Here is a 20787-nt window from a genome sequence, read left to right as displayed (position 1 = left end):
GAATCCACGGTACTTTGGCCCGGTGACCGCGAACCTCGACCAGACGGACTGGGCCATCCTCGCCGAGTTGCAGCGCGACGGCCGCGTCCCGCTCACCGAGCTGGGCCGCCGGGTCAACCTCAGCGCCTCGGCCACCACCGAGCGGGTCCGCCGCCTGGAGACCGCGGGCGTGGTCACCGGGTACCGCGCCGAGGTCGACCTCGACCGGGCCGGCTACCCGGTGCTCGCGGTGGTGCGCCTCAAGTACCCGGGCAACCGCCACGAGCCGCTGCACGCGCTGCTCGCCGAGCGCGGCGAGGTGCTGGAGTGCCTGCGCACCACCGGCGACGACTGCTACACGCTCAAGGTCGCCGCCACCTCGATGGCCCACCTGGAGCGGGTGGTCGACGAGCTGATGGCGTTCGGCAGCACCACCACGAACATCGTCTACAGCCAGACCCTGCCGTACCGGGGCGTGGCGCCGGCCGCGCCCCGGTAGCGGGTCGCCGCCCCGGGGCGACGGGCCGCCACGACGCGGCCGGCCTCCCCGTTGAGGCCGGCCGCGCCGTGGCGGCCCTGGCCCGGGCGACGCCCGCCGAACGTCGCCGGGACCGGTTGGCACGGGTGGGGAGCGCCCCCGCGGCAGCTCCCCACCCGGGATCGGGTGCGGCCCGGGTCAGGCGGGGACCTTCCCCGCGCCCGCGCCGTGCGCGGCGGTGGGCTCGACGCCCCGCGCGCTCTCCGCGCCGCGTTCGACGTCCATCGCGCCGCTCGACCGGGAGGACTCCCCGCCCCACCGCTGCGCGACCTGCCGATCGGCCGTGAGCGACCACTCCGGCGTCCGCCCCGACAAGGCGTCGCCCGGGTCGGTCGCCAATGCCGTGGCGGTGGCGGCCGCCGCCGCGCCCGCTGGTCGCCGGTAAAACCCGCAATGGCGCAGACTCACGATTCGCCTCCTTGCGAGTAGGGCTCTGGGAACGCTCCCACAAGCACCTTATCCAGCATGTTCACATACGGCAAGAACTTTCACATACATGACCAACGGGCCGTTCACGCTGGCGAACAGCGTGAACGGCCCGTGGGGAGGCATTGTCGAAATGCTGTCGAAACAGCAGGCCGCCGGTGTTTCGCGAAACTCTTTTACGAATGCGGGCAGGTGTCGCGGTACTCGGAAATGGCCGCGCCGCGCGGCGCCGGGCAGAGGAACTGCTCGTAGCGGGTGTCGTCGTCGATGAACCGCTTCAGCCAGGAGATGCTGTACTTGGCGATGGTGGTGTTGGACGTGTTCGGCGCGTAGTGGCTCGCGCCCTCCAGCTCCAGGTACGCCTTGTCCAGGGTGGACGGCAGGCCGGTGTAGAAGCGCTCGGAGTGCGTCGTCACCGAGGCCACGGAGTCGTTCTCCGCGCCGATGATCAGCGTGGGCGTCGTGACCGACGACCAGGTCTTGGTGGTGTTCCACGCGGTGAGCGGGATCGACGCCTGGAGGGCCGGCCGGTCCTTGGTGGCCTCCAGCGCGCCGCCGCCGCCCATCGAGTGGCCCATCACGCCGAGGCGGTCGGGGTCGACGCGGCTGCGCACGGAGCTGCGGGTGGTGAGGTAGTCCAGGGCCGCGAGGAGCTGGTCGCCGCGCGAGGACGGCTGGTCGTAGCGGGAGTTCGTGTCGATGGTGAAGACCACGAAGCCCTGCGACGCCAGGCGCGGGCCGAGCCAGGAGATGCTGGACTGGGCCGCGGTGTAGCCGGGCGAGATCGCGACCGCGCCGAAGGTGCCCTCGGCGGTGCTGGTCGGGTAGTAGATCGTGCCGCCGCCGAACCCGCTGGCCGACAGCGAGGAGACGGTGGTCTGGCTCGTCGCGAACGGGCCGCGGCTCGCCTCGATGCTGGAGGTGGTCGGGGCCGGGCCCCGCTCGTAGGGGTTCTCCGCGGCCTGGGCGACCGCGGCGGGGGCGGTGAGGGCGACCGCCGCGGCCAGGACGAGGGCGCGACGGGACAGGGGTGACCTCAAGGACATGTGTGTCTGCTCTTTCCCCGGTGCGGGAGGGCCCGGCGGATGGCCCTGGTGCGGTTAGTCCTGATTGGACGATTCCAACCCACTCGGGGAGCCTGCCGCATTACCTACTCAGGCGTCAAGTAATTCGGCCCCTTAACCGTTGAAGCGGATGGTCTACGTCTCAGTGGGCTGAATGCGAACATTATTCGGATGTGTGTTTCGCCAACGGTGTTGCCCATCAGGGGGGCTTGTCCGGTTCGTCCCTGGGCGCCGGGACCGGGATGTTCCGGGACGCTGCCCTCCTACCTGCGCGGAAGCGCTCCCACGAAGCTCTTGACCGGGATCGCCTCCAACACGAGGATCGGGCGCGACAGAGCCGTCGCCACTTCATGAACGGAACCGCCGATGTCCCGCAGACACCTGAGCGCCGCGCTGGCCGCGGTGCTCGCCGCAGGCCTGGTCACCGGAGGCGTGGCCCAGGCCGCGCCGGACCAGAAGACGCGCCAGCCCGTGATCGGCGAACCGCGCACCGAGCACGGCTGCGCGCGGATCGAGAAGGACCTCCCCGAGCTGTCCGACTGGCCGCGGGTCGACAGCCGGGTCGAGTCCACCCCCGCCGACGAGCGGCGGATCCGGAAGATCGTGGCGGGCATGACCCTGGCCGAGAAGGTCGGCCAGATGACCCAGCCGGAGATCGCGGCGATCACCCCGGACGAGGTCCGGGAGTACGGCATCGGCTCGGTGCTCAACGGCGGCGGCTCGTGGCCGAACCGCGACAAGCACGCGCCGGTCGACGCCTGGCTGGACCTGGCCGACGCCTACTGGCAGGCGTCTAAGGCCACCCGCACGAAGATCCCGGTCATCTGGGGCATCGACGCCGTGCACGGCAACAACAACGTGTACGGCACGACCGTCTTCCCGCACAACATCGGCCTGGGCGCGGCGCACGACCCGTGCCTGATCCGCGACGTCAGCGAGGCCACCGCCGAGCAGATCCGGGCCACCGGCCAGGACTGGGCGTTCGCGCCCACGCTGGCCGTGCCGCTGGACGACCGGTGGGGCCGCACCTACGAGGGCTACTCCGAGGACCCGCGGATCACCCGCGCCTACGGCTACGAGGCCGTGATCGGGTTGCAGGGCCGGAGCAGGCGGAACGTCGACGTGCTCGCCACCGCCAAGCACTTCATCGGCGACGGCGGCACGGTCGGCGGCAAGGATCAGGGCGTCAACCCCGCCACCACCGCCGAGATGATCAACGTCCACGGCCAGGGCTACTACGGCGCGCTCGCCGCCGGCGCCCAGACCGTGATGGTGTCGTTCAACTCCTGGGACAACGAGGCCGAGGGCATCGCGGAGGGCAAGCTGCACGGCAGCGACCTCGCGCTGAACGACATCCTCAAGGGCAAGATGGGCTTCGACGGCCTCGTCGTCTCCGACTGGAACGGCATCGGCCAGGTCGCGGGCTGCACCAACGCGAGCTGCCCGCAGGCCATCAACGCCGGCATCGACGTCGTGATGGTGCCCAACGACTGGAAGGCGTTCATCGCCAACACCGTCGCCCAGGTCGAGGGCGGCCAGATCCCGGTGGCCCGCATCGACGACGCGGTGACCCGCATCCTGCGCGTCAAGCTCCGCTCGGGCGTGCTCGACGGCGAGCGGAAGCCCTCGGACCGCCGCCACGCCGGCGAGGCCGACGCGCTGGAGGCCCGCGGGCTGGCCCGCGAGGCCGTGCGCAAGTCCCAGGTGCTGCTGAAGAACAACAACCGGGTGCTGCCCCTCAAGCCGCGGTCGAAGGTGCTGGTCGTCGGCAAGTCGGCCGACTCCCTCCAGAACCAGACCGGCGGCTGGACGCTGACCTGGCAGGGCACCGGCAACACCAACGCGGACTTCCCGGTCGGGCAGACCGTGCTCGGCGGCCTCAAGGAGGCGCTGGGCGAGCAGAACGTGGTGTTCAGCGAGACCGGCGACGTCGACCCCCGGGGCTTCGACGCGGTGATCGCGGTCATCGGCGAGACCCCGTACGCGGAGGGCGTCGGCGACATCGGCAGGCGCACCCTGGAGGCCGCGAAGCTCTACCCGCAGGATCTGGCCGTGCTGGACAAGGTCAGCGGCAAGGGCGCGCCGGTCGTCACGGTGTACGTGTCGGGCCGCCCGCTGCACGTGAACAAGGAGCTGAACCGCTCGGACGCGTTCGTCGCGGCGTGGCTGCCCGGCACCGAGGGCGGCGGCGTGGCCGACCTGCTGGTCCGCGGCCGCCACACGTGGCCCGGCTTCACCGGCACCCTGTCCTACTCGTGGCCCGGCGCGGCCTGCCAGACGCCGCTGAACCCCGGTGACGAGGGCTACGACCCGCTGTTCAAGCCGGGCTACGGCCTCAAGACCTGGTCGCACCGCACCATCGGGCGGCTCGACGAGACCTCGCCCGAGTTCGGCTGCTCCGGCAACGGCGGCGGTGGCGTCGCGACCGAGGACCTGGAGGTCCACAACCGGGTCGACTCCGCGCCGTACCGCAGCTTCATCGGCTCGCCGGACAACTGGAGCGGCACGGAGCTCGGCCCCGACGCGGAGGCCGCGCACACCAACATCACCGTGGTCCCGGCCGACGTGAACGTGCAGGGCGACGCGCTGAAGACGACCTGGACCGGCTCCGGCGCGGGCCAGCTGTACCTCCAGGACCCGGCGGGCGGCAGCGACCTGCGCGGCTACCCCAACGCCAACGCCGCGCTGGTGTTCGACGTGATCGTGCACCAGTCGCCCGCGGCCCGGACGGTGCTGAGCGCGCACTGCGTCTACCCGTGCTTCGGCGAGGTCAACGCGACCTCGGTGTTCACCGGGCTGCCGGTGGGCGTGAAGTCGACGGTGAAGGTGCCGCTGTCCTGCTTCGCGGAGCGCGGGCTGGACTTCGAGAACATCAACACGCCGTTCCTGGTCTACACGGAGGGCGCGTTCCAGGCGTCGTTCGCGAACGTGCGGTGGGTGCCGAAGGCGGCGGCCGACCCGGACGCGCGGACGTGCGCGGAGCTGGCCGGCTGAGCCGGGGCTGAGCCGGCGTTCACCCGGCGCCGAGCCGGCGTTCAACCGGGGCAGGGGGCGGGCCTTCGCGGTCCGCCCCCTGCTTTTCGGCCTCCCGCTTCCGGCGCCCCGGGGTGAAGTGCCGCCGAACGCCGCGATCCGCGCGGCTCACCCCTCCTGCCTGGGCCGCGACCAGCGCGGCCAGCACGACGACCGCGCCCAGGGACTGGGTCGCGGTGAGCGACTGGTCGAGCACGAGCCACCCGACGGCGGTCGCGACGACCGGGCTGAGCAGGCCGAGGAACGTCACCTGCGTGGCGGGCAGCAGGCGGATCCCGCGGAACCACAGCGCGTAGGACAGGGCGCCGCCGATCAGCCCCAGGTAGGCGTAGCCGCCGAGGTCGGCCGAGTCGAGCGCGGGCGGCGGGCCCTCGACCAGCAGCGCCACCGGCAGCAGCACGAGACCGCCCGCCACGAGCTGCCAGCCGGTGGTGGCGAGCAGCGGCGCGGACGTCGTCCACCGCTTGCCCAGCACCACGCCGGCGGCCATCACCACGGCCCCGCCCAGCGCGGCGGCCACGCCGACCGGGTCCAGCCCCGCGCCGGGTCGCAGCACCAGCAGCGCGACGCCCGCCACGCCGGCCACCCCGGCGAGCGCGGTCCGCGCGGTGAGGCGCTGCCCGAGCAGCAGGACTGCCAGGCCCGCCACGAGCAGCGGCTGCACCGCGCCGACGGTCGCCGCGACCCCGCCGGGCAGCCGGTAGGCGGCCAGGAACAGCAGCGGCAGGAACAGGCCGATGTTGAGCGTGCCGAGCACCAGCGACCGCCACCACCAGTCGCCGCGCGGCAGCCGGCGGGTGGCCGCGACCAGCAGCAGCCCGGCGGGCAGCGCGCGGAGCAGGCCCGAGAGCAGGGGGCGGTCCGGGGGCAGGAACTCGCTGGTGACGAAGTAGGTGGTGCCCCAGATGGCCGGGGCGGCGGCGGTCGCGAGTTTGCTTAGCACTAAGCTAAAGTAGCTTAGCGATGAGATATCGGGGAGTGACTTGTCTCACCGCTAAGCTGGATCGGTGGCAGACCACGTCGACCTGGTGCTGGAGCAGTGGCACGACCGGCGCCCGGACCTGGACGTCTCGCCGATGGCCGTGATCGGGCGGCTCACGCGCCTGAGCCGGTTGGTGGAGGCCGAGTTGCAGCGGACGTTCGCCGCGCACGGCCTCGACCGCGCCTCCTTCGACGTGCTGGCCACCCTCCGCCGCAGCGAGCCGCCGCACCGGCTCACCCCGACCGGGCTGATGCGCGCGTCGATGGTCACCTCGGGCGCGGTCACCCAGCGCCTCGACCGCCTGGAGGCGCGCGGCCTGGTGACCCGCGCCCCGAGCGAGCGCGACGGTCGCGGCGTGGTGGTCGGCCTGACGGGGGAGGGGCTGGCGCTGGTGGACCGCGTGCTGCCGCACCACCTCGACACCGAGGAGCGCCTGCTGGCCGCGTTGTCGGCGGAGGAGCGGGCGGTGCTCGCCGGCGCGTTGAAGGCCGTCCTCGAATCCCTGGGCGACACCCGGGGCTGAGCCCTGCCGCGGTCGGCGACGCCGCCCGCGAACCGCGGTCCTCGGGTGACGCGCGGGGTCGAGCCCTGGTCGGGTCGGCGGGGCCCGCTCGGTCATGCGAAGAAGTTTCTTCACTTACGAAACTTATGCGGTTAAGGTGCCTGCCAGCGAGTGCCCCTCAAGGTCGAGAGGTCGGTCAGCCATGTCACCTGCGAAGCAACCCCCTGTCAGACGCGCGGCCGTCGCGGTCGTCGTGGCGGCCCTGCTGGGCGGGGGCGCGGTGGTCCCCGCACCCGCCTCGGCCTCGGCGCCCGCCGAGCGGAGGCCCGAGCGGGTCGGGATCTCCGACCCGGACGCCACCCCGGAAACCCGGTCCCTGTTCGCCTACCTGCGCGACCAGCAGGGCGAGGGCGTGCTGTTCGGCCACCAGCAGACGACCGAGTTCGGCATCACCTGGGACGAGGCCACCGAGACCGACGGCCTCCGGTCGGACGTCGCGGCGGGCGTCGGCGACCACCCGGCGCTGTTCGGCTGGGACACCGGGCACCTGGGCCACGGCTCGTCGCCGGGCAACCCGACGCCGGAGGAGAACTTCCGGGCCACGGTGCGGCTGATCGAGACCGCCCACGACGAGATCGGCGGGATCCACACCCTCGCGTCCCACATGGACAACTTCGTCACCGGTGGGGACTTCTACGACACGAGCGGCGACGTGGTCGGCCGGATCCTGCCCGGCGGCGACCACCACGCGGAGTTCAACGCCTACCTCGACCGCGTGGCCAGGCTCGCGCACGAGGTCGACGACCGGCGCGGCAACCCGATCCCGATGGTCTACCGGCCGTTCCACGAGAACGCGGGCAGCTGGTTCTGGTGGGGCGCGGCCCACGCCTCGGCCGCCGAGTACGTCGAGCTGTTCCGCTACACCGTCGAGTACCTGCGGGACGTGAAGGACGTGCACAACCTCCTGTACGCGTACTCGCCGGGCGGCGGGTTCGGCGGCGTCGACGACGTCTACCTGCGCACCTACCCGGGCGACGGCTACGTGGACGTGCTCGGCGTCGACAGCTACGACGACAGCGGCGGTTCGCGCCAGTGGCTGGACGGCGTCGTCGCCGACCTGGGCATGATCGCCGACCTCGCGGCGGAGCGGGGCAAGGTCTCGGCGTTCACCGAGTACGGGATCAGCGGCGCGCTCAAGCCCAACGGCCAGAACCGGAACCCGAGCTGGTACACCGCCCTGTTCGACGCGATCAAGGCCGACGCGCGGGCGAGCCGCAGCGCGTACATGCTGACCTGGGTCAACTTCGGCACGGAGCAGTTCTTCCTGCCCCACCCGGCGACCGCCGACCAGCCGGAGCACGAGCTGCTGCCCGACCTGCGCCGGCTGCACGACGACCCGTTCTCGGTGTTCAGCGACGACCTGGACCTGAAGGACGTCTACGGCCGCGAGGTCAAGGCGGAGCGGCACGAGCCCTCCATGCACGTGGTGTCCCCTGTGGACGGTGACCGGATCACCGCGCCCGAGGCCGTCATCCGCGTGCGGGTGCTCGACGCCGGGCCCGCGCTGGTCTACTACACCGTCGGCGAGAGCCGGGTGCGGCACGCCCTGCGGTACGACCGCGCTTCGGGCTACTACACCGGCGCCTGGCGCGTCGGCGAGGAGAACCTGACCAACAAGGTCACCCGGTTGAGGGTCACCGCACTGGGCGCGAAGGGCAGGTTGGAGCTCACCAACCGGGTGATCCTCGGCGCGAAGCCACCGCTGTCGCCCGGTGTGGTGGACGATTTCGAGGGGCACGTGGACGACCTGGCGCTCAACTCCGAGTACAGCCCGTACGGCAGCAACAGGATCTCGCTGGCGGCGGCCAACGGCGGCAAGGCGCTGAAGTTCGACTACGACTTCGGTTTCCAGACCTACACGGGCATCGGCAAGCGCGTGACCGGGGACTGGTCGGCGTACGCGGGCCTGTCGCTGTGGCTGCGCGGCGACGGGTCGAACCACAGGCTGGTGCTCCAGCTCAACGCGGGCGGCGTGGCGTACGAGGCGTACCCGTCGATCGCGGGCACGGGGGCGGGGGTGGTGACGATCCCGTTCGCGGACTGGCGCCCCGCGCCGTGGGACACGGGCAACGCGCACCGGCGGATCACACCGGAGGACCTGCGGGACCTGTCGCAGTTCAACGTCTTCGTCAACCAGGTGGAGGGCAACCCCGTGGTGACGGGGAGCCTGTACCTGGACGACATCCGGGCGGCCTGAGGCCTCTCGAACCCCGCCCGCGCGCGCCCTTTGCCCGGGGTGCGCGCGGCCGGGCCCGCGCCGGAGCCGCGCCGCTGCCCGCACGCCCGCGCCACGGCGCTGCGCCCGCGCCACGGCGCCCGCGCCACGGCGCCCGCGCTGCTGCGCTGCCCGCAGCATCGCGCTGCTGCGCGCCTCGCGCCCCGCGCCTCCCGCGCTCTGCGCCACCCACCCCGAGGCTCCGTTCACCTCCGCGCGGCCCCGCCACCCTTGCCGAGATCCCGGCCCGATCCCGGCCCGATCGCAGGTCAATCCCGGCCCGGCTCCGGACCAATCCCGTTCCCATTCAGGCCAGGAACCGCCCGCATTGGTCCGTTCGCCGGTCTTCCGGGCGTCTCACCAGGGGCGAGCGGAGCATTCCGCAGAGGCCCGCCGGCCCAATCCACGTCACGAGGCCTTCACAGCGAGTTTCCTTACCGTTACAGTTCTGGGAGCGCTCCCAGTTCGGTAGGCGGTCAGCGTCGACCGCCTGCCGGACCACCCTCCTGCGCGGGACGACGTGGTCCCGCCCCGAAGGAAGTGATGCGGATGACCAGCTTCTCGTCCCGTCTGGACGCGCGGGCGAACTCCTTGCGGGCGTTGAGCGTTCCCCTGCTCAGGGGCTCGCTCGGCGTGGTGTTCGTCTGGTTCGGCGCGTTGAAGGTGGCCGGCGCGACCCCGGTCGCCGACCTCGTCGCCCAGACCGTCCCGTGGCTCGACCCGGGCGCGTTCGTACTCGTGCTCGGTGTGGTGGAAGTGGTGCTGGGAGTGGCCCTGGTGGTGGGTCGCCGGTTGCGCTGGGTAGCGCTGCTGGTGGTGCTCCACCTGTGCGGGACGTTCCTGATCCTGGTGGTGCAGCCGGCCGTCGCGTTCCGGACGGGCAACCCGCTGCTGTTGACCATGACCGGTGAGTTCGTGGTCAAGAACCTGGTCCTGATCACCGCGGCCCTCGCGGTCATGTCGGCCGACGCACCCGTGCGGCAGCGGGTGGCGCAGGTCCGACAGCGGTGATCCGGCAGCGCCGCGGGGCCCCGACCGGCTCCGCGGCGCTGTCACCCCGGCGCGGTCACTCGAAGCGCCCTCGCCCGCAACACCATCACTCGCAACACCATCACGCCAGGCGGGCCACGTGCGCGGCCACGCCGTCCAGGAAGATGTTCAGGCCGAAGGTGAAGTCGGCCTCCAGGTCCTCCTCCGCGTGCAAATCGTCGAGGTCGAACACGCCCGCCTCGACCACCTTGCTCAACCACGGCAGCCGCCGGGGGTCGACGACCCGCTTGAGCGCGTTCGAGTAGGCCCGGCTGAAGGCCTCCGGGTTGTCCTGGTAGCCGGCGGCCAGGTCCCCGGCCAGGCGGACCTCCCCGTTGACGAAGGTCAGCAGGCCCATCACGACCCCCACCTTCTCGTCCTCCGCCAGCGGCGTGCCGGCCAGCGCGGCCAGGGCCCGGTCGAACCAGGCCAGGTTGTGCGGTCCGGTCGGCGGTCCGCTGATCGGGACCCGGCTGAGCCACGGGTGCTTCCGGTGCACCGCGAGCACCCCGTGCGACCAGGTGGTCAGCCCGGCCCGCCAGTCGCGGCCCGGCGGCAGCTCGGGCGGCTCCTCCATGGCCGCGTCGACCATCAGCGCCAGCAGTTCGTCCTTGCTCCGCACGTGCCGGTAGAGCGCCATCGTGGACTTGTCGAGCTGCTGCGCCACGCGCGCCATGGACACGGCGGCCAACCCCTCGGCGTCGGCGACCCCGATGGCGGCCCGGGTGATGTCGGCGGTGGTGAGGGACGGTTTGCGGCCGCGGCGCGGCGCGTCCCGCAGCCCCCAGAGGAGCGCGACGTCGTCGGGCAGGTCGTTCTCCTCGGTCACGCGGCCAGTCTAGGGGCTTGGCCTTTAATTGCGTATCAGCTACGCTAATTTGCGTATTGCATACGCATAGGGGGTTGTCATGATCGTGGAGGTGTCCGGCCTGAAGAAGGCGTACGGGTCCACCGCGGTGCTGGACGGGGTGGACCTGGAGGTCGTCGAGGGGTCGATCTTCGCGTTGCTCGGTCCCAACGGCGCGGGCAAGACCACGACCGTCCGGATCCTGTCCACGCTGACCAGGCCGGACGCCGGGCGGCTGCGGGTGGCGGGGTTCGACGTGGCGCGCGAGCCGGTGGCGGTGCGCGGGGCGATCAGCCTGACCGGGCAGTACGCGGCCGTGGACGCGGAGCAGACCGGGCGGGAGAACCTGGTGCTGGTCGGCAGGTTGCGGCGGCTGGGCCGGGCGGGGGCGCGGGTCCGCGCGGACGAGCTGCTGGAGCGGTTCGACCTGGTCGCCGCCGCCGACCGGCGGGTCGGGACCTACTCGGGCGGCATGAGGCGGCGGTTGGACCTGGCCATGAGCCTGGTCGCCGCGCCGCGCGTGGTGTTCCTGGACGAGCCGACCACCGGGCTCGACCCGGCCGGCCGCGCGACCGTCTGGGAGGCGATCCGCGACCTCGTGCGCACCGGCACGACGATCTTCCTCACCACCCAGTACCTGGAGGAGGCCGACCGCCTGGCCGACCGGATCATGGTGCTGGACCGGGGCCGGGTGGCCGCGCAGGGCACCGCCGACGAGCTCAAGTCGCGGGTCGGCGGCGAGCGCGTCGACCTGCGCTTCGCCTCGGCGGGCGAGCTGGAGGCCGCGCGGCGGCGGCTGGGCGGGTTCGCCGACGGGGAGCGCCGGGTGCTCAGCGTGCCGTCCGACGGCAGCGCCGCCCACCTGCACGCCGTGCTGGACGACCTGCGCTCGGCGGGCGTCGCGCCCTCCCGCGTGTCCTCGCACCGGCCGACCCTCGACGACGTGTTCCTCGCGCTGACCCGGGAAGGGGCGGCGGCATGAGCCACGCGCTGTCCGACTCGGCGGCGATGGTCGGCCGGAGCATCCGGCTGGCCAGGCGCAACACCGACACGCTGATCATGTCCGTGGTCCTGCCGCTGCTGATGATGACGCTGTTCGTCTACGTCTTCGGCGGCGCGATCAACACCGGCACCGGGTACGTGAACTACGTGGTGCCCGGCATCTTGCTGCTGTGCGTCGGCTACGGCGCCGCGTCCACCGCGATGTCCGTGGCGGACGACATGGCCAAGGGCATGGTCGACCGGTTGCGGTCCATGCCGGTTCGCCCGTTCGTGGTGCTCACCGGTCACGTCGTGGCCAGCGTCGCGCGCAACGCCGTGTCCACCGCCATCGTGCTCGGCGCGGCGGTCGCCATGGGGTTCCGGCCGTCGGCGTCGCCGGTGGAGTGGGCCGCGGCGGTGGGGCTGCTCCTGCTCTACGTGCTCGCGCTGTCGTGGCTCGCGGCGGGGCTGGGCGCGGTGGCCAAGTCGGTCGAGTCGGCCAGCGCGCTCAGCTTCTTCATGCTGTTCCTGCCCTACCTGAGCAGCGCTTTCGTGCCGACCCACACCATGCCCGCGGCGCTGCGGGCGTTCAGCGAGCACCAGCCGATCACCCCCGTCATCGAGACCGTGCGCGGCCTGCTCACCGGCACGCCGGTCGGCGGCGACGGGTGGGTGGCGCTCGCCTGGTCGGTCGGGCTGCTGGGCGCGTCGTTCACCGCGGCGACCCTGCTCTACCGGCGGCGCACCAGGGACTGAACCCACTCCTCGACCAGGTCGCCGAGCGTCGACAGCGGCACGCGCGCCTCCGACAGCACGACCTCGTGGAAGTCCCTGACGTCGAACGCGCCGCCCAGCCGGCGCTCGGCGCCCGCGCGCAGGCGCTGGAGCTCCAGGCGGCCCACCATGTACGCCAGGGCCTGCCCCGGGTCGGCCAGGTAGCGGTCCACCTCGGCCTCGACCAGCTCGGCCGCCATCGGCGTGGTGGTGAGGAGGAACTCCACGGCCCGCGCGCGGCTCCAGCCGAAGGCGTGCAGGCCGGTGTCCACCACCAGCCGCCCGGCGCGCATCGAGTCGAACACCAGCATGCCGAGGCGGGCGCGGGCGTCGGTGTAGAGGCCCATCTCGTCGGCCAGGCGCTCGGCGTACAGGGCCCAGCCCTCGCTGTAGGCGTGCAGGCCGGCGACGCGGCGCAGCAGCGGCAGGTCGGTCCGGCGCAACCGCGCGGAGCCGTCCACGTGGTGGCCGGGCACGGTCTCGTGGAACGTCAGCGCCTCCAGGGCGTGCACCTGGACCGGTTGGCCGGGGTTGACGGAGAACGTGCCGGGGCGGGAGCCGTCGACCGCGCCCATGCGGTACGAGGGCGGCGTGGCGGCCGAGGTGCCGGGCGGGTAGAGCCGGACCTCGCACGGGTGCTCGGGCGGCTGGTGGAACCACCCCGGCGCGGCGGCCTCGGCCCGGCGGACGACGCGCTCCGCGGCGACCCGCACCTCCTCACCGCCGGCGAAGCGGGGCGCGTCGCGCAGCCCGGCGAAGACGGCGGCGAGGTCGGAGGTGCCGAAGACCTCCCGGCCGAGCTCCCGGTACTCGTCCTCCAGGGCCGCCATGACCTCCAGGCCGGTGCGGTGCAGCCGGTCGGGGGTGAGGTCGGTGGTGGTGTGCCTCCTGATCGCGTTGGCGTAGAGCCGGTCGCCGCCGGGGAGGTGGCACACGCCGGCGCGGTCGTCCGGGCGGCCGTGCGGGAGGACGTCCTCGACCAGCGCGGACCGGTACTCGGCGACGCCGGGCAGGTCGGCGTTGCGGTCGAGCAGGGCGATCGCCGCCTCCACCAGGCGGCGGACCGGGAGGCGGCCGTGCGCGACACCGGCGCGGTGCCGGTCGGCCAGCGCGCGGAAATGGGCGGGCAGCCCGGCGCGGCGACCCTCGTCGGGCGCCTCGGCCAGCGCGTAGAGCAGCAGGGGCACGGGGGTGAGCACCAGGTCGGAGATGGTGAACTCGACCCACCGGTCGGCGACCTGCTCCCGGTGGGCGCCGGCCTGCTGGACGATCGTGTCGCGGGTGACGCGCCCGGTGCGGTCCAGCGGCCCCGGGTCGACCGCCTCGGCGCGCCGGACGAGGTCGTCGAGGCGGGCGGTGAAGCGGGCCTCGGCCTCCTCGCCGTGATCGGTCAACCGGCCGTCGTGGCCGGGGATGCCCTGGAGGGTGGCCAGCACGGGGTGGTGGTCGAGGACGGTCCGCAGCAGCTCGTCCGCCGTCCCGTCGAGGTCGTGTGCGCTCGGCATGCGACCGATGGTGCCGGCGTCACCGGACGAGGCGGTGGACCACGAAGATGCCGCCCTGCAACGGCCGGTCGAGGCGCTGGTCGTCGGTCGCCACGTACTCGTCGAGCACGGCCCCGACCCGCCGGCTCAGCTCGTCCACCTCCTCGGTGGACAGGTGCAGCGCGAACCGCGAGAACGTCCGCACCGACTCGGGCCCGGCCTCGGCCAGCTCCTCCTGGAAGGCCTCCAGCGGCGCCATCGGCGCGGGCGGCCCCTCGTCGCCCAGCGGCCCGTCCAGCCACCACGACCGGTTGGTCGACCGGTAGGGCTTCTCCAGGGCGCCGGTCGCACCCGTGCGCACCTCGCCGACCTCCAGGAACCCGGCGGCCACCAGTTGGCGCACGTGGTAGAGCACGGTGCCGGGGTCGCGCCCCAAGCGCTCGGCGAGCTGCTTGTTGGTCAGCTCCTGCCCCGTGCACAGCCGCAGGACGCGCAGGCGCAACGGGTGGGCCAGGGCCTTCGTCTCCTGGACCGTCGCGGGGCGCCGCTGCCGTTGATCCATGCGGGTCAACCTAGTGCCCGGCAAAACGATGGAGAAAACTCCACCGATGTGGGAACCTCCATCAATGCACTTGGGGACGGCGTTCTGGCGCCTCTGGGCCTCGGCCGGTTTCTCGAACCTCGCCGACGGCACGTTCAAGGTGGCCCTGCCGCTCGTGGCGGTGCAGGTCACGCGCGAACCCGCGCTCATCGCCGGCCTGGTGTTCGCCCTGACCCTGCCGTGGCTGGTGTTCACCCTGCCGGTGGGTGCCATCACCGACCGCTTCGACCGGCGCGTCATCATGCTCGCCGCCAACACCACCCGCGCCGCCCTGCTCGCCGCGACCGCCGGCGCGGTCGCGCTCGACGTCGCGACCATCTGGCTGCTGTACGCGATCGCCCTGGGCGCGGGCACCGCCGAAACCCTCTACGACACCTGCTCGCACTCCCTGCTCCCGCAGGTGGTCGACCGGGACCGCCTGCCCCGCGCCAACGCCCGCCTGTTCGCCGTGGAACTGACCGCCAACGAGTTCCTGGGCCCGGCCGCCGCCGGCCTCCTCGTGACCGCGGGCGCGGTGGCCGCCTTCACCGCCCCGGCCGCGCTGTGGCTGGTGGCGGTGGGCGCGCTGGCCACGGTCCGCGGCACGTTCCGGGTGCCCGGGGAACGGCGCACCACCCTGCGCGCCGACATCGCCGAAGGCCTCCGCTTCCTGGTCCGCCACCGCCTGCTGCGAGCCCTGGCCGCCATGGTCGGCGTGTCCAACCTGGCCAACAGCGCGGCGACCGCGGTCTTCGTGCTGTACGCCGTGGGCCCGGACTCGGCCATGGGCCTGACCGGCGAGGTCTTCGGCCTCATGCTCACCGCCCCGGCCATCGGCAGCCTGGCCGGCTCCCTGGTGGCCGAACGAGTCACAGCCCACCTCGGCCGCGCCCGCTCCCTCGGCCTGGGCTTCGGCACGGGCGCCCTGAGCCTCGCGGCCCCGGCCGTCACCACCAACGCGTACGCCGTGGCCGCCGCGTTCGCGGTCGCGGGATTCGGCATCGCGGTACTGAACGTGGTCGCGATCTCGCTGCGCCAACAGGTCACCCCGGACCGCCTGCTGGGCAGGGTGAACAGCGCCTACCGCATGGTGGCGTGGGGCACCATGCCGCTGGGCGCGGCCCTCGGCGGCGCCCTGGCCCACCTGGTAGGCCTCCGCGCCCTGTTCGCCATCACGGCCGCCCTGGCGCTGACCGCCCTCCTGGGGCTGATCACCGTCACCGACCGCCGCATCGACGAAGCGCTCCTCGCCGTGTGACCCGGGAGTGGTCCGGCGGAGCGCGGCGGGGTTCGCCCGGCTCGGGGCGCGGCACGCGGGGCGGCGACCACGTCCGGAGTGGACGGTGACGGCACTCCCGGACCGAACTGCCACCCCGCTCAGCGGAATCCTGCCCCGGACTCCGTCCGGAGCTCCGTCCGCAGCTCTGCCGAAGCTCTTCCGAAGTTCTGCCGAAGCTCTTCCGGGGCCCTGCCTGATTTCCTCGCGAATTTCTTCGAGGTCTTCGGAGTTGTTCGGAGTTTTTAGGGTTTTCCGGAGTTCTTCGTGACCGGGTGGTCAGCGGTGGCGCCTCCCGCTGGTCCTCCGCCCCGCCCCCCTCCCGCCAGCCCCTCTTACTCCCGCCTGCCTGCCCTCCTGTCCCTTCCTGCGTCTTCCTGTCCCTTCCTGCGTCTTCCCACCGACCCTCCTCCTCCCTACTCCCTCCTCCCTCCTCACCGTTCGGCCTCCCCCTCCCCGCCGTTGTGGCGGCGTGAGACCCGGGTGACCAGGCGCTCGACCGCGAACTGCCCCAAACCGATCCCGATCCCCGTGGTCAACGCCGAGAGCAGCGGTAACGCCGGACCGGGCGGCCGGTAGACCGGCGCGGGCCCGGTGGCGGGACCCGAGCGGGGCACCCTGAGCACCTGCCGGGCAGCCGCCTGGAGACGCGTGGACACCTGCTGGTTGGTCCAGGCGATCACGTCGAAGTCGCCGAACTCGGCCAGCGCCGTGAAACTGCGGTCCGCCGAGGCGACGCTGAACGTCCGACAACCCCGACCGTGGACGTAACGGGCGTGGGCGAGCAACGCCTTCTCCGCCGCGTCCGGACCGGGCGTGACCACCCGGCTGGGAACGCTCATCTCGGCGAGCACGCTGCCGATCACGTCCAGTTCAGGTTCGGTCCGGGCATAACAAGCCAGCGCGTGGTGCACCGGCCCGGCCGCGCGCACCAACGCGGTGATCCGCCCGCGCACCAACTCGGGCCGCGGGTTGACCGGGCCGATCATGTTCTCGAGGTCGATGAGCAGAACTCGCTGCGCCGCTTCCACTTCTCGATCTTCGGCATGCGACGTACCACGAGATCACTACCCGAACGGGTGAACGATCGCCCCACTGGTCTCCAACTCCAACAATCCACAGCACCCGGCCAGCTGTTTCCGACAACCCCGCCTACTTGAACCACCAACCCCACCACCTTCCCGGAAGAACTCAAGACGCCCGAACACCCGAACACCCACGACTGCACAGATCGAGCCAGCGAGACCCGTGAGCGCTAAATCCGAGCCGCCGCGGAGTTGCCGCCGGCACGCAAACCCGGTCTGATAGGCGAACGGGAGGTTCATGGCGATCCTGCCGCCGGTGAAGAAAACAGAGAAGAAGACGACACGTACGTGTTACACGGGCAGGGTTCGGGATCAATGTCAACGCCTCGAACGTTGCCGGAAATATGGAGGCGGCGCGACGGACGGGCGACTGGCGGGTGCTGGGTGCTGGGTAGCGGGAAAGGATGGATGGAGTCGGTGCGGGAGCAGAAAGGCGGGAGGTGGCCGGGCACGCGGGGAAGGGAGCGTGAAGGGGCAGAGCGGATAACGGGCAGAGCGGATAACGGGCAGGGAGTGGGTGGGTGAGCGGACAGGGTCGGTGAATGAGTTGGGTTGGTGAGCGAACGGACGGTGGGGCGAGGGCGAGGAGGCGGGACAACCCGGCGAAGGCGGGCAGGTGAAGGCAGGGCGGCGAGGGCAGTCTGGCTAGGGCGGTCTGGCTAGGGCAAGCCGTTGGGGACGGACCGACGAGGACAGGCTGACGAGTGTCGTGGGCGAGCATCGTGGCGTGGCTGGGGGCTTGGGTGGGGAGCGTGGCTGGGGGGCGTCGATGAAGGCGGGGTGAGTTGGCTTCGCCGGTCGCCGGTCGCCGGTCGCTGGTCGCTGGTTGGCGGCGCGGCGCGTTGCCGTCGTTGTTGCCGTCGTCGCCCTTGTTGCTGACATTGCGGCGAACGGTCGATGGTGGGTTGCGAAGAGTATCGCAACATTGTTCGTTTCGCGGGTACTTATACGGGCGCTGCGGGTGTCCAATTGAGATGATTGTGCCGGGTTGCTGCTGGCAGATGCCGGGTGGGAAGCTTCGAAAGATTTCGAAAAATCTCGATAAGCGTTGACCCGGCTATTGCAGGTGAATGACCATCGTGTTCATCGCGTGAGCCTGCACCGGTGCTCGGCTCGGGTCGTCCTTCGGTGCGGGCGTGGTAATTCAACCCTGTGCCCGGAAAGGACCAGACGAGTGCGAAGACTCCTCCCGGCTCTTGCCGCGGTGGCTGCGCCCTTGGTCGTCGCGAGCGTGCTGCTCGCCGCCCAGCCCGCCTCCGCCGCAACGCTCACCCAGATCACCAACTTCGGCACCAACCCGAGCAACCTGCGGATGTACACCTACGTGCCGGACCGGGTGGCGTCGCGGCCGGCGCTGCTGGTGGCCATGCACTACTGCACCGGCACGGCGTCGGCGATCTTCAACGGGTACGCCCGCGACTACGTGACCGCCGCGGACCAGTACGGCTACGTCATCGTGTTCCCGGAGGCCACGCGCAGCGGCCAGTGCTTCGACGTGTCGTCCCAGCAGGCCCTCACGCGCGGCGGGGGCAGTGATCCGGTCGGCATCCTGTCGATGGTGAACTGGGCCAAGCAGCGCTACGGCGTGGACCCGGCGCGGGTTTTCCTGACCGGGTTCTCGTCCGGCGCGATGATGACCAACGTGCTGGCCGCCGAGTACCCGGACGTGTTCTCCGCGGCCTCGTCGTTCATGGGCGTGCCCGCGGGCTGCTTCGCCACCACCGACGGGTCCGGCTGGAACAGCCAGTGCGCCAACGGCCAGCTCACCAAGACCGCCCAGCAGTGGGGTGACCAGGCACGGCAGATGAGCGGCGGGCACACCGGGCGGTTCCCGCGGATGCAGCTGTGGCACGGCACCACCGACGACACGCTGCGCTACCCGAACTTCACCGAGGCGATCAAGCAGTGGACCAACGTCCACGGCGTGAGCCAGACGCCGACCTCCACCGACCGGCCCCAGAGCAGCTGGACCCGCACCCGCTACGGCGGCAGCGGCGCGCAGCCGCCGGTCGAGGGGGTCAGCGTCCAAGGGGTCGGGCACTCGCTGCCGCAGAGCGGCATGGTCCAGTACGCCATCGCCTTCCTCGGGCTCAACAGCACCGGCACGACCGACCCGACCACCACCTCAAGCACGACGACCACCACGGACACCACCACGACGACCACGACCACGACGACGACCACGACGACGACTTCGGGTGGTGGGACGCCGGGCGGCTGCACCGCGTCGGCCTCCATCAACTCCTGGAACGGCGGCTTCGTCGCCACCATCCGCGTCACCGCCGGCTCCTCGGCGATCAGCGGCTGGACCGTGACCACCCCGCTGCCCTCCGGCGCCACCGTCACCAACTCCTGGAACGCCAACCGCACCGGCACCACCGGCACCGTCCAGTGGCGCAACGTCAGCTTCAACGGCAACGTCGGCGCCGGCCAGTCGACCGAGTTCGGCTTCCAGGGCACCGGCTCCGCCGCGGGGCTCACCCCGACCTGCGCCGCCGGCTGATCACGAACGGCTGAACAAGAACAACTGATCACGAACGGCTGAACACCGAAACGGTTCCGGCCCACACCCCCGAGGGTGCGGGCCGGAACCGTCAGGCCGTCAAGCGGCGGGTGTCACGGCGTGCGGCAGGAGACGGTCGGCGCCGCCCACTGGCCGTTGGCCATCACGGTGAAGCCGAACGTCGTGCCTGCCCCGGCGGCCAGGTTGCCGTTGCCGCTGGGCTTCACGGTCATCACGTTGCCGCTGGAGTCCCAGCTCGGCGTGCCGTTCCAGGTGCTCGACACCTTCTGCGGCGCGTTCACGGTGACGGTGGCGGTCCAGCTGCTGATCGCCGACGCGCCGGCCCTGATGGTCACCTCGCCGTTGAACCTGTCGCCCCACTGCTGGGTCATCCGGTACGTCGCGGTGCACGAGCCGCCGCCCGGCTGCTGGGGCGTCGTGGTGGTCGTCGGGCCGCCGCCGGGCGTGTCCGACGGCGCGACGGCCCGGCCGGTCGACGGGGAGATCATGCCGGCGCACAGGCCCCGGCTCGTCAGGTTGGCCGCGATCTGCGGCACGGCGTTGAGCGTCGTCTGGTAGCCGTCGTGCATCAGGATCACGCCGCCGCCCTGGAGGGTGGACGCGGCCTGCACGATCTGGGCGGTGCTCGCGCCGTTCCAGTCCTGCGAGTCGACGTTCCACAGCACCTCGGTCAGGCCGAACTGGGCCTCGACCGCCTTCAGCGTGCTGTTGGTCTCGCCGTACGGCGGGCGGAACAGCTTCGGGGCGACGCCCGTGGCGGACTGGATGGCCTGCTGGGTCTGGGAGATCTCCGAGGTCATCTGCGCCTGGCTGAGCTGCGTCATGTGCGGGTGCGACCAGCTGTGGTTCTCCACCCACATGCCGGCGTCGCGCTGGCTCTTCGCGAGGGCGGGGTTCTGCTGGACCCGGTTGCCCTGGTTGAAGAACGTGGCCCGCAGGCCGGCCGACCGCAGCGCGGTGAGCAGCTGGGGCGTGGTGCTCGCGTTGGGCCCGTCGTCGTAGGTGAGGGCCACGTAGCCGTTGCGGCAGTCCGAGGTGTTCGGCGGGGTCGTCGTGGTGGTGGTCGGGGCCGGCGAGCCGCCGGCGTTCAACGCGGCCAGGACGGAGTTGTAGGCGGCCTTCTTGTTGCCGGAGCCGTCGAAGAGCAGCGGGGTGCCCGAGGCGCGCCAGGAGTCGCTGTCGCGGATGCCCCACACGGTGATGCCGGTGCAGCGGGTGACGGCCAGGCAGGCTTGCACGACGCCCTGGTACTGCTCGGCCTGGGACGAGCCGGAGCCCTCGATGTCCAGCTCGGTGATCTGGACGTCCACACCGAGGTTGGCGAAGTTCTGGAGGGTGGTGTGGTAGTTGGACGGCACGGGGTTGCCGCTGTTGAAGTGGGCCTGGAAGCCGACGCAGTCGATGGGCA

The 20787-nt window shown here is 72.0% G+C and carries 17 protein-coding genes; 9 read left to right on the top strand and 8 right to left on the bottom strand.

Translation table 11 applies throughout. The annotated features are described in order from the left end of the window. Positions 1-22 precede the first annotated feature (22 nt). Positions 23-478, top strand: coding sequence for an Lrp/AsnC family transcriptional regulator (locus ABD223_RS40995; protein WP_344043301.1), 456 nt, complete (start codon positions 23-25; stop codon positions 476-478). Positions 479-655: 177 nt separating this feature from the next. Here the strand turns inward: ABD223_RS40995 and ABD223_RS40990 are convergent, their stop codons facing one another. Continuing rightward, positions 656-856, bottom strand: a complete 201-nt coding sequence (locus ABD223_RS40990; RefSeq protein WP_344043299.1) for a hypothetical protein — start codon at positions 854-856, stop codon at positions 656-658. Between the two features lie 263 nt (positions 857-1119). Beyond that, positions 1120-1989 carry a bis(hydroxyethyl) terephthalate hydrolase gene (gene bdeA / locus ABD223_RS40985; RefSeq protein ID WP_344043297.1) on the bottom strand — a complete coding sequence of 290 codons (870 nt, stop codon included), beginning with the start codon at positions 1987-1989 and terminating at the stop codon, positions 1120-1122. 384 nt (positions 1990-2373) lie between these two features. On the opposite strand from bdeA, the gene ABD223_RS40980 reads away from it, so the two are divergent. Then, a complete protein-coding gene (locus tag ABD223_RS40980; protein WP_344043295.1) occupies positions 2374-5001 on the top strand; it encodes a glycoside hydrolase family 3 N-terminal domain-containing protein in 2628 nt (875 codons plus the stop codon). A 19-nt stretch (positions 5002-5020) separates the two neighbouring features. Here ABD223_RS40980 and ABD223_RS40975 read toward each other — a convergent pair whose 3' ends face one another. Next, on the bottom strand, positions 5021-5983 hold the full coding sequence (locus tag ABD223_RS40975) for an EamA family transporter (RefSeq protein WP_344043293.1): 963 nt from the start codon (positions 5981-5983) through the stop codon (positions 5021-5023). Positions 5984-6047: 64 nt separating this feature from the next. On the opposite strand from ABD223_RS40975, the gene ABD223_RS40970 reads away from it, so the two are divergent. From ABD223_RS40970 to ABD223_RS40960, 3 genes are all read left to right on the top strand, one after another. Next, the gene (locus ABD223_RS40970) at positions 6048-6545 is read left to right on the top strand and encodes a MarR family winged helix-turn-helix transcriptional regulator (protein WP_344043291.1); all 498 of its coding nucleotides are present in this window, start codon (positions 6048-6050) and stop codon (positions 6543-6545) included. A gap of 181 nt (positions 6546-6726) precedes the next feature. Further along, positions 6727-8781: a glycosyl hydrolase gene (locus ABD223_RS40965; RefSeq protein WP_344043289.1), complete on the top strand. Its 2055-nt coding sequence runs from the start codon at positions 6727-6729 to the stop codon at positions 8779-8781. Positions 8782-9348: 567 nt separating this feature from the next. After that, positions 9349-9810 carry a DoxX family membrane protein gene (locus tag ABD223_RS40960; RefSeq protein WP_344043287.1) on the top strand — a complete coding sequence of 154 codons (462 nt, stop codon included), beginning with the start codon at positions 9349-9351 and terminating at the stop codon, positions 9808-9810. A gap of 100 nt (positions 9811-9910) precedes the next feature. Here ABD223_RS40960 and ABD223_RS40955 read toward each other — a convergent pair whose 3' ends face one another. After that, positions 9911-10657 carry a TetR/AcrR family transcriptional regulator gene (locus ABD223_RS40955; RefSeq protein WP_344043285.1) on the bottom strand — a complete coding sequence of 249 codons (747 nt, stop codon included), beginning with the start codon at positions 10655-10657 and terminating at the stop codon, positions 9911-9913. Positions 10658-10736: 79 nt separating this feature from the next. Here ABD223_RS40955 and ABD223_RS40950 point away from each other — a divergent pair, with 79 nt between their 5' ends. Together ABD223_RS40950 and ABD223_RS40945 are read left to right on the top strand one after the other, a co-directional pair. Next, positions 10737-11657, top strand: a complete 921-nt coding sequence (locus tag ABD223_RS40950) for an ATP-binding cassette domain-containing protein (protein WP_344043283.1) — start codon at positions 10737-10739, stop codon at positions 11655-11657. Next, complete coding sequence (locus ABD223_RS40945) at positions 11654-12412, top strand: ABC transporter permease (protein WP_344043281.1); 759 nt, start codon at positions 11654-11656, stop codon at positions 12410-12412. The genes ABD223_RS40950 and ABD223_RS40945 overlap by 4 nt, the downstream gene beginning before the upstream one ends. On the opposite strand, the gene ABD223_RS40940 is transcribed toward ABD223_RS40945, so the two are convergent. Beyond that, on the bottom strand, positions 12388-13935 hold the full coding sequence (locus ABD223_RS40940) for a DUF885 domain-containing protein (protein WP_344043279.1): 1548 nt from the start codon (positions 13933-13935) through the stop codon (positions 12388-12390). The genes ABD223_RS40945 and ABD223_RS40940 overlap by 25 nt on opposite strands. 19 nt (positions 13936-13954) lie before the next feature. Beyond that, positions 13955-14476: an ArsR/SmtB family transcription factor gene (locus ABD223_RS40935; RefSeq protein WP_344043277.1), complete on the bottom strand. Its 522-nt coding sequence runs from the start codon at positions 14474-14476 to the stop codon at positions 13955-13957. Between the two features lie 64 nt (positions 14477-14540). On the opposite strand from ABD223_RS40935, the gene ABD223_RS40930 reads away from it, so the two are divergent. Next, the gene (locus tag ABD223_RS40930; RefSeq protein WP_344043275.1) at positions 14541-15752 is read left to right on the top strand and encodes an MFS transporter; all 1212 of its coding nucleotides are present in this window, start codon (positions 14541-14543) and stop codon (positions 15750-15752) included. Positions 15753-16204: 452 nt separating this feature from the next. Here ABD223_RS40930 and ABD223_RS40925 read toward each other — a convergent pair whose 3' ends face one another. Then, the gene (locus tag ABD223_RS40925; protein ID WP_344043273.1) at positions 16205-16801 is read right to left on the bottom strand and encodes a hypothetical protein; all 597 of its coding nucleotides are present in this window, start codon (positions 16799-16801) and stop codon (positions 16205-16207) included. A 1258-nt stretch (positions 16802-18059) separates the two neighbouring features. Here ABD223_RS40925 and ABD223_RS40920 point away from each other — a divergent pair. After that, complete coding sequence (locus ABD223_RS40920) at positions 18060-19358, top strand: extracellular catalytic domain type 1 short-chain-length polyhydroxyalkanoate depolymerase (RefSeq protein ID WP_344043271.1); 1299 nt, start codon at positions 18060-18062, stop codon at positions 19356-19358. 113 nt (positions 19359-19471) lie between these two features. On the opposite strand, the gene ABD223_RS43805 is transcribed toward ABD223_RS40920, so the two are convergent. Continuing rightward, the coding region (locus ABD223_RS43805; protein WP_425564092.1) for a polysaccharide deacetylase family protein at positions 19472-20787 on the bottom strand (1316 nt) is incomplete at its 5' end.

This window comes from Saccharothrix xinjiangensis, from assembly GCF_039527585.1.
GTDB lineage: Bacteria > Actinomycetota > Actinomycetes > Mycobacteriales > Pseudonocardiaceae > Actinosynnema > Actinosynnema xinjiangensis.
This window is presented reverse-complemented; position numbering and strand designations above follow the sequence as displayed.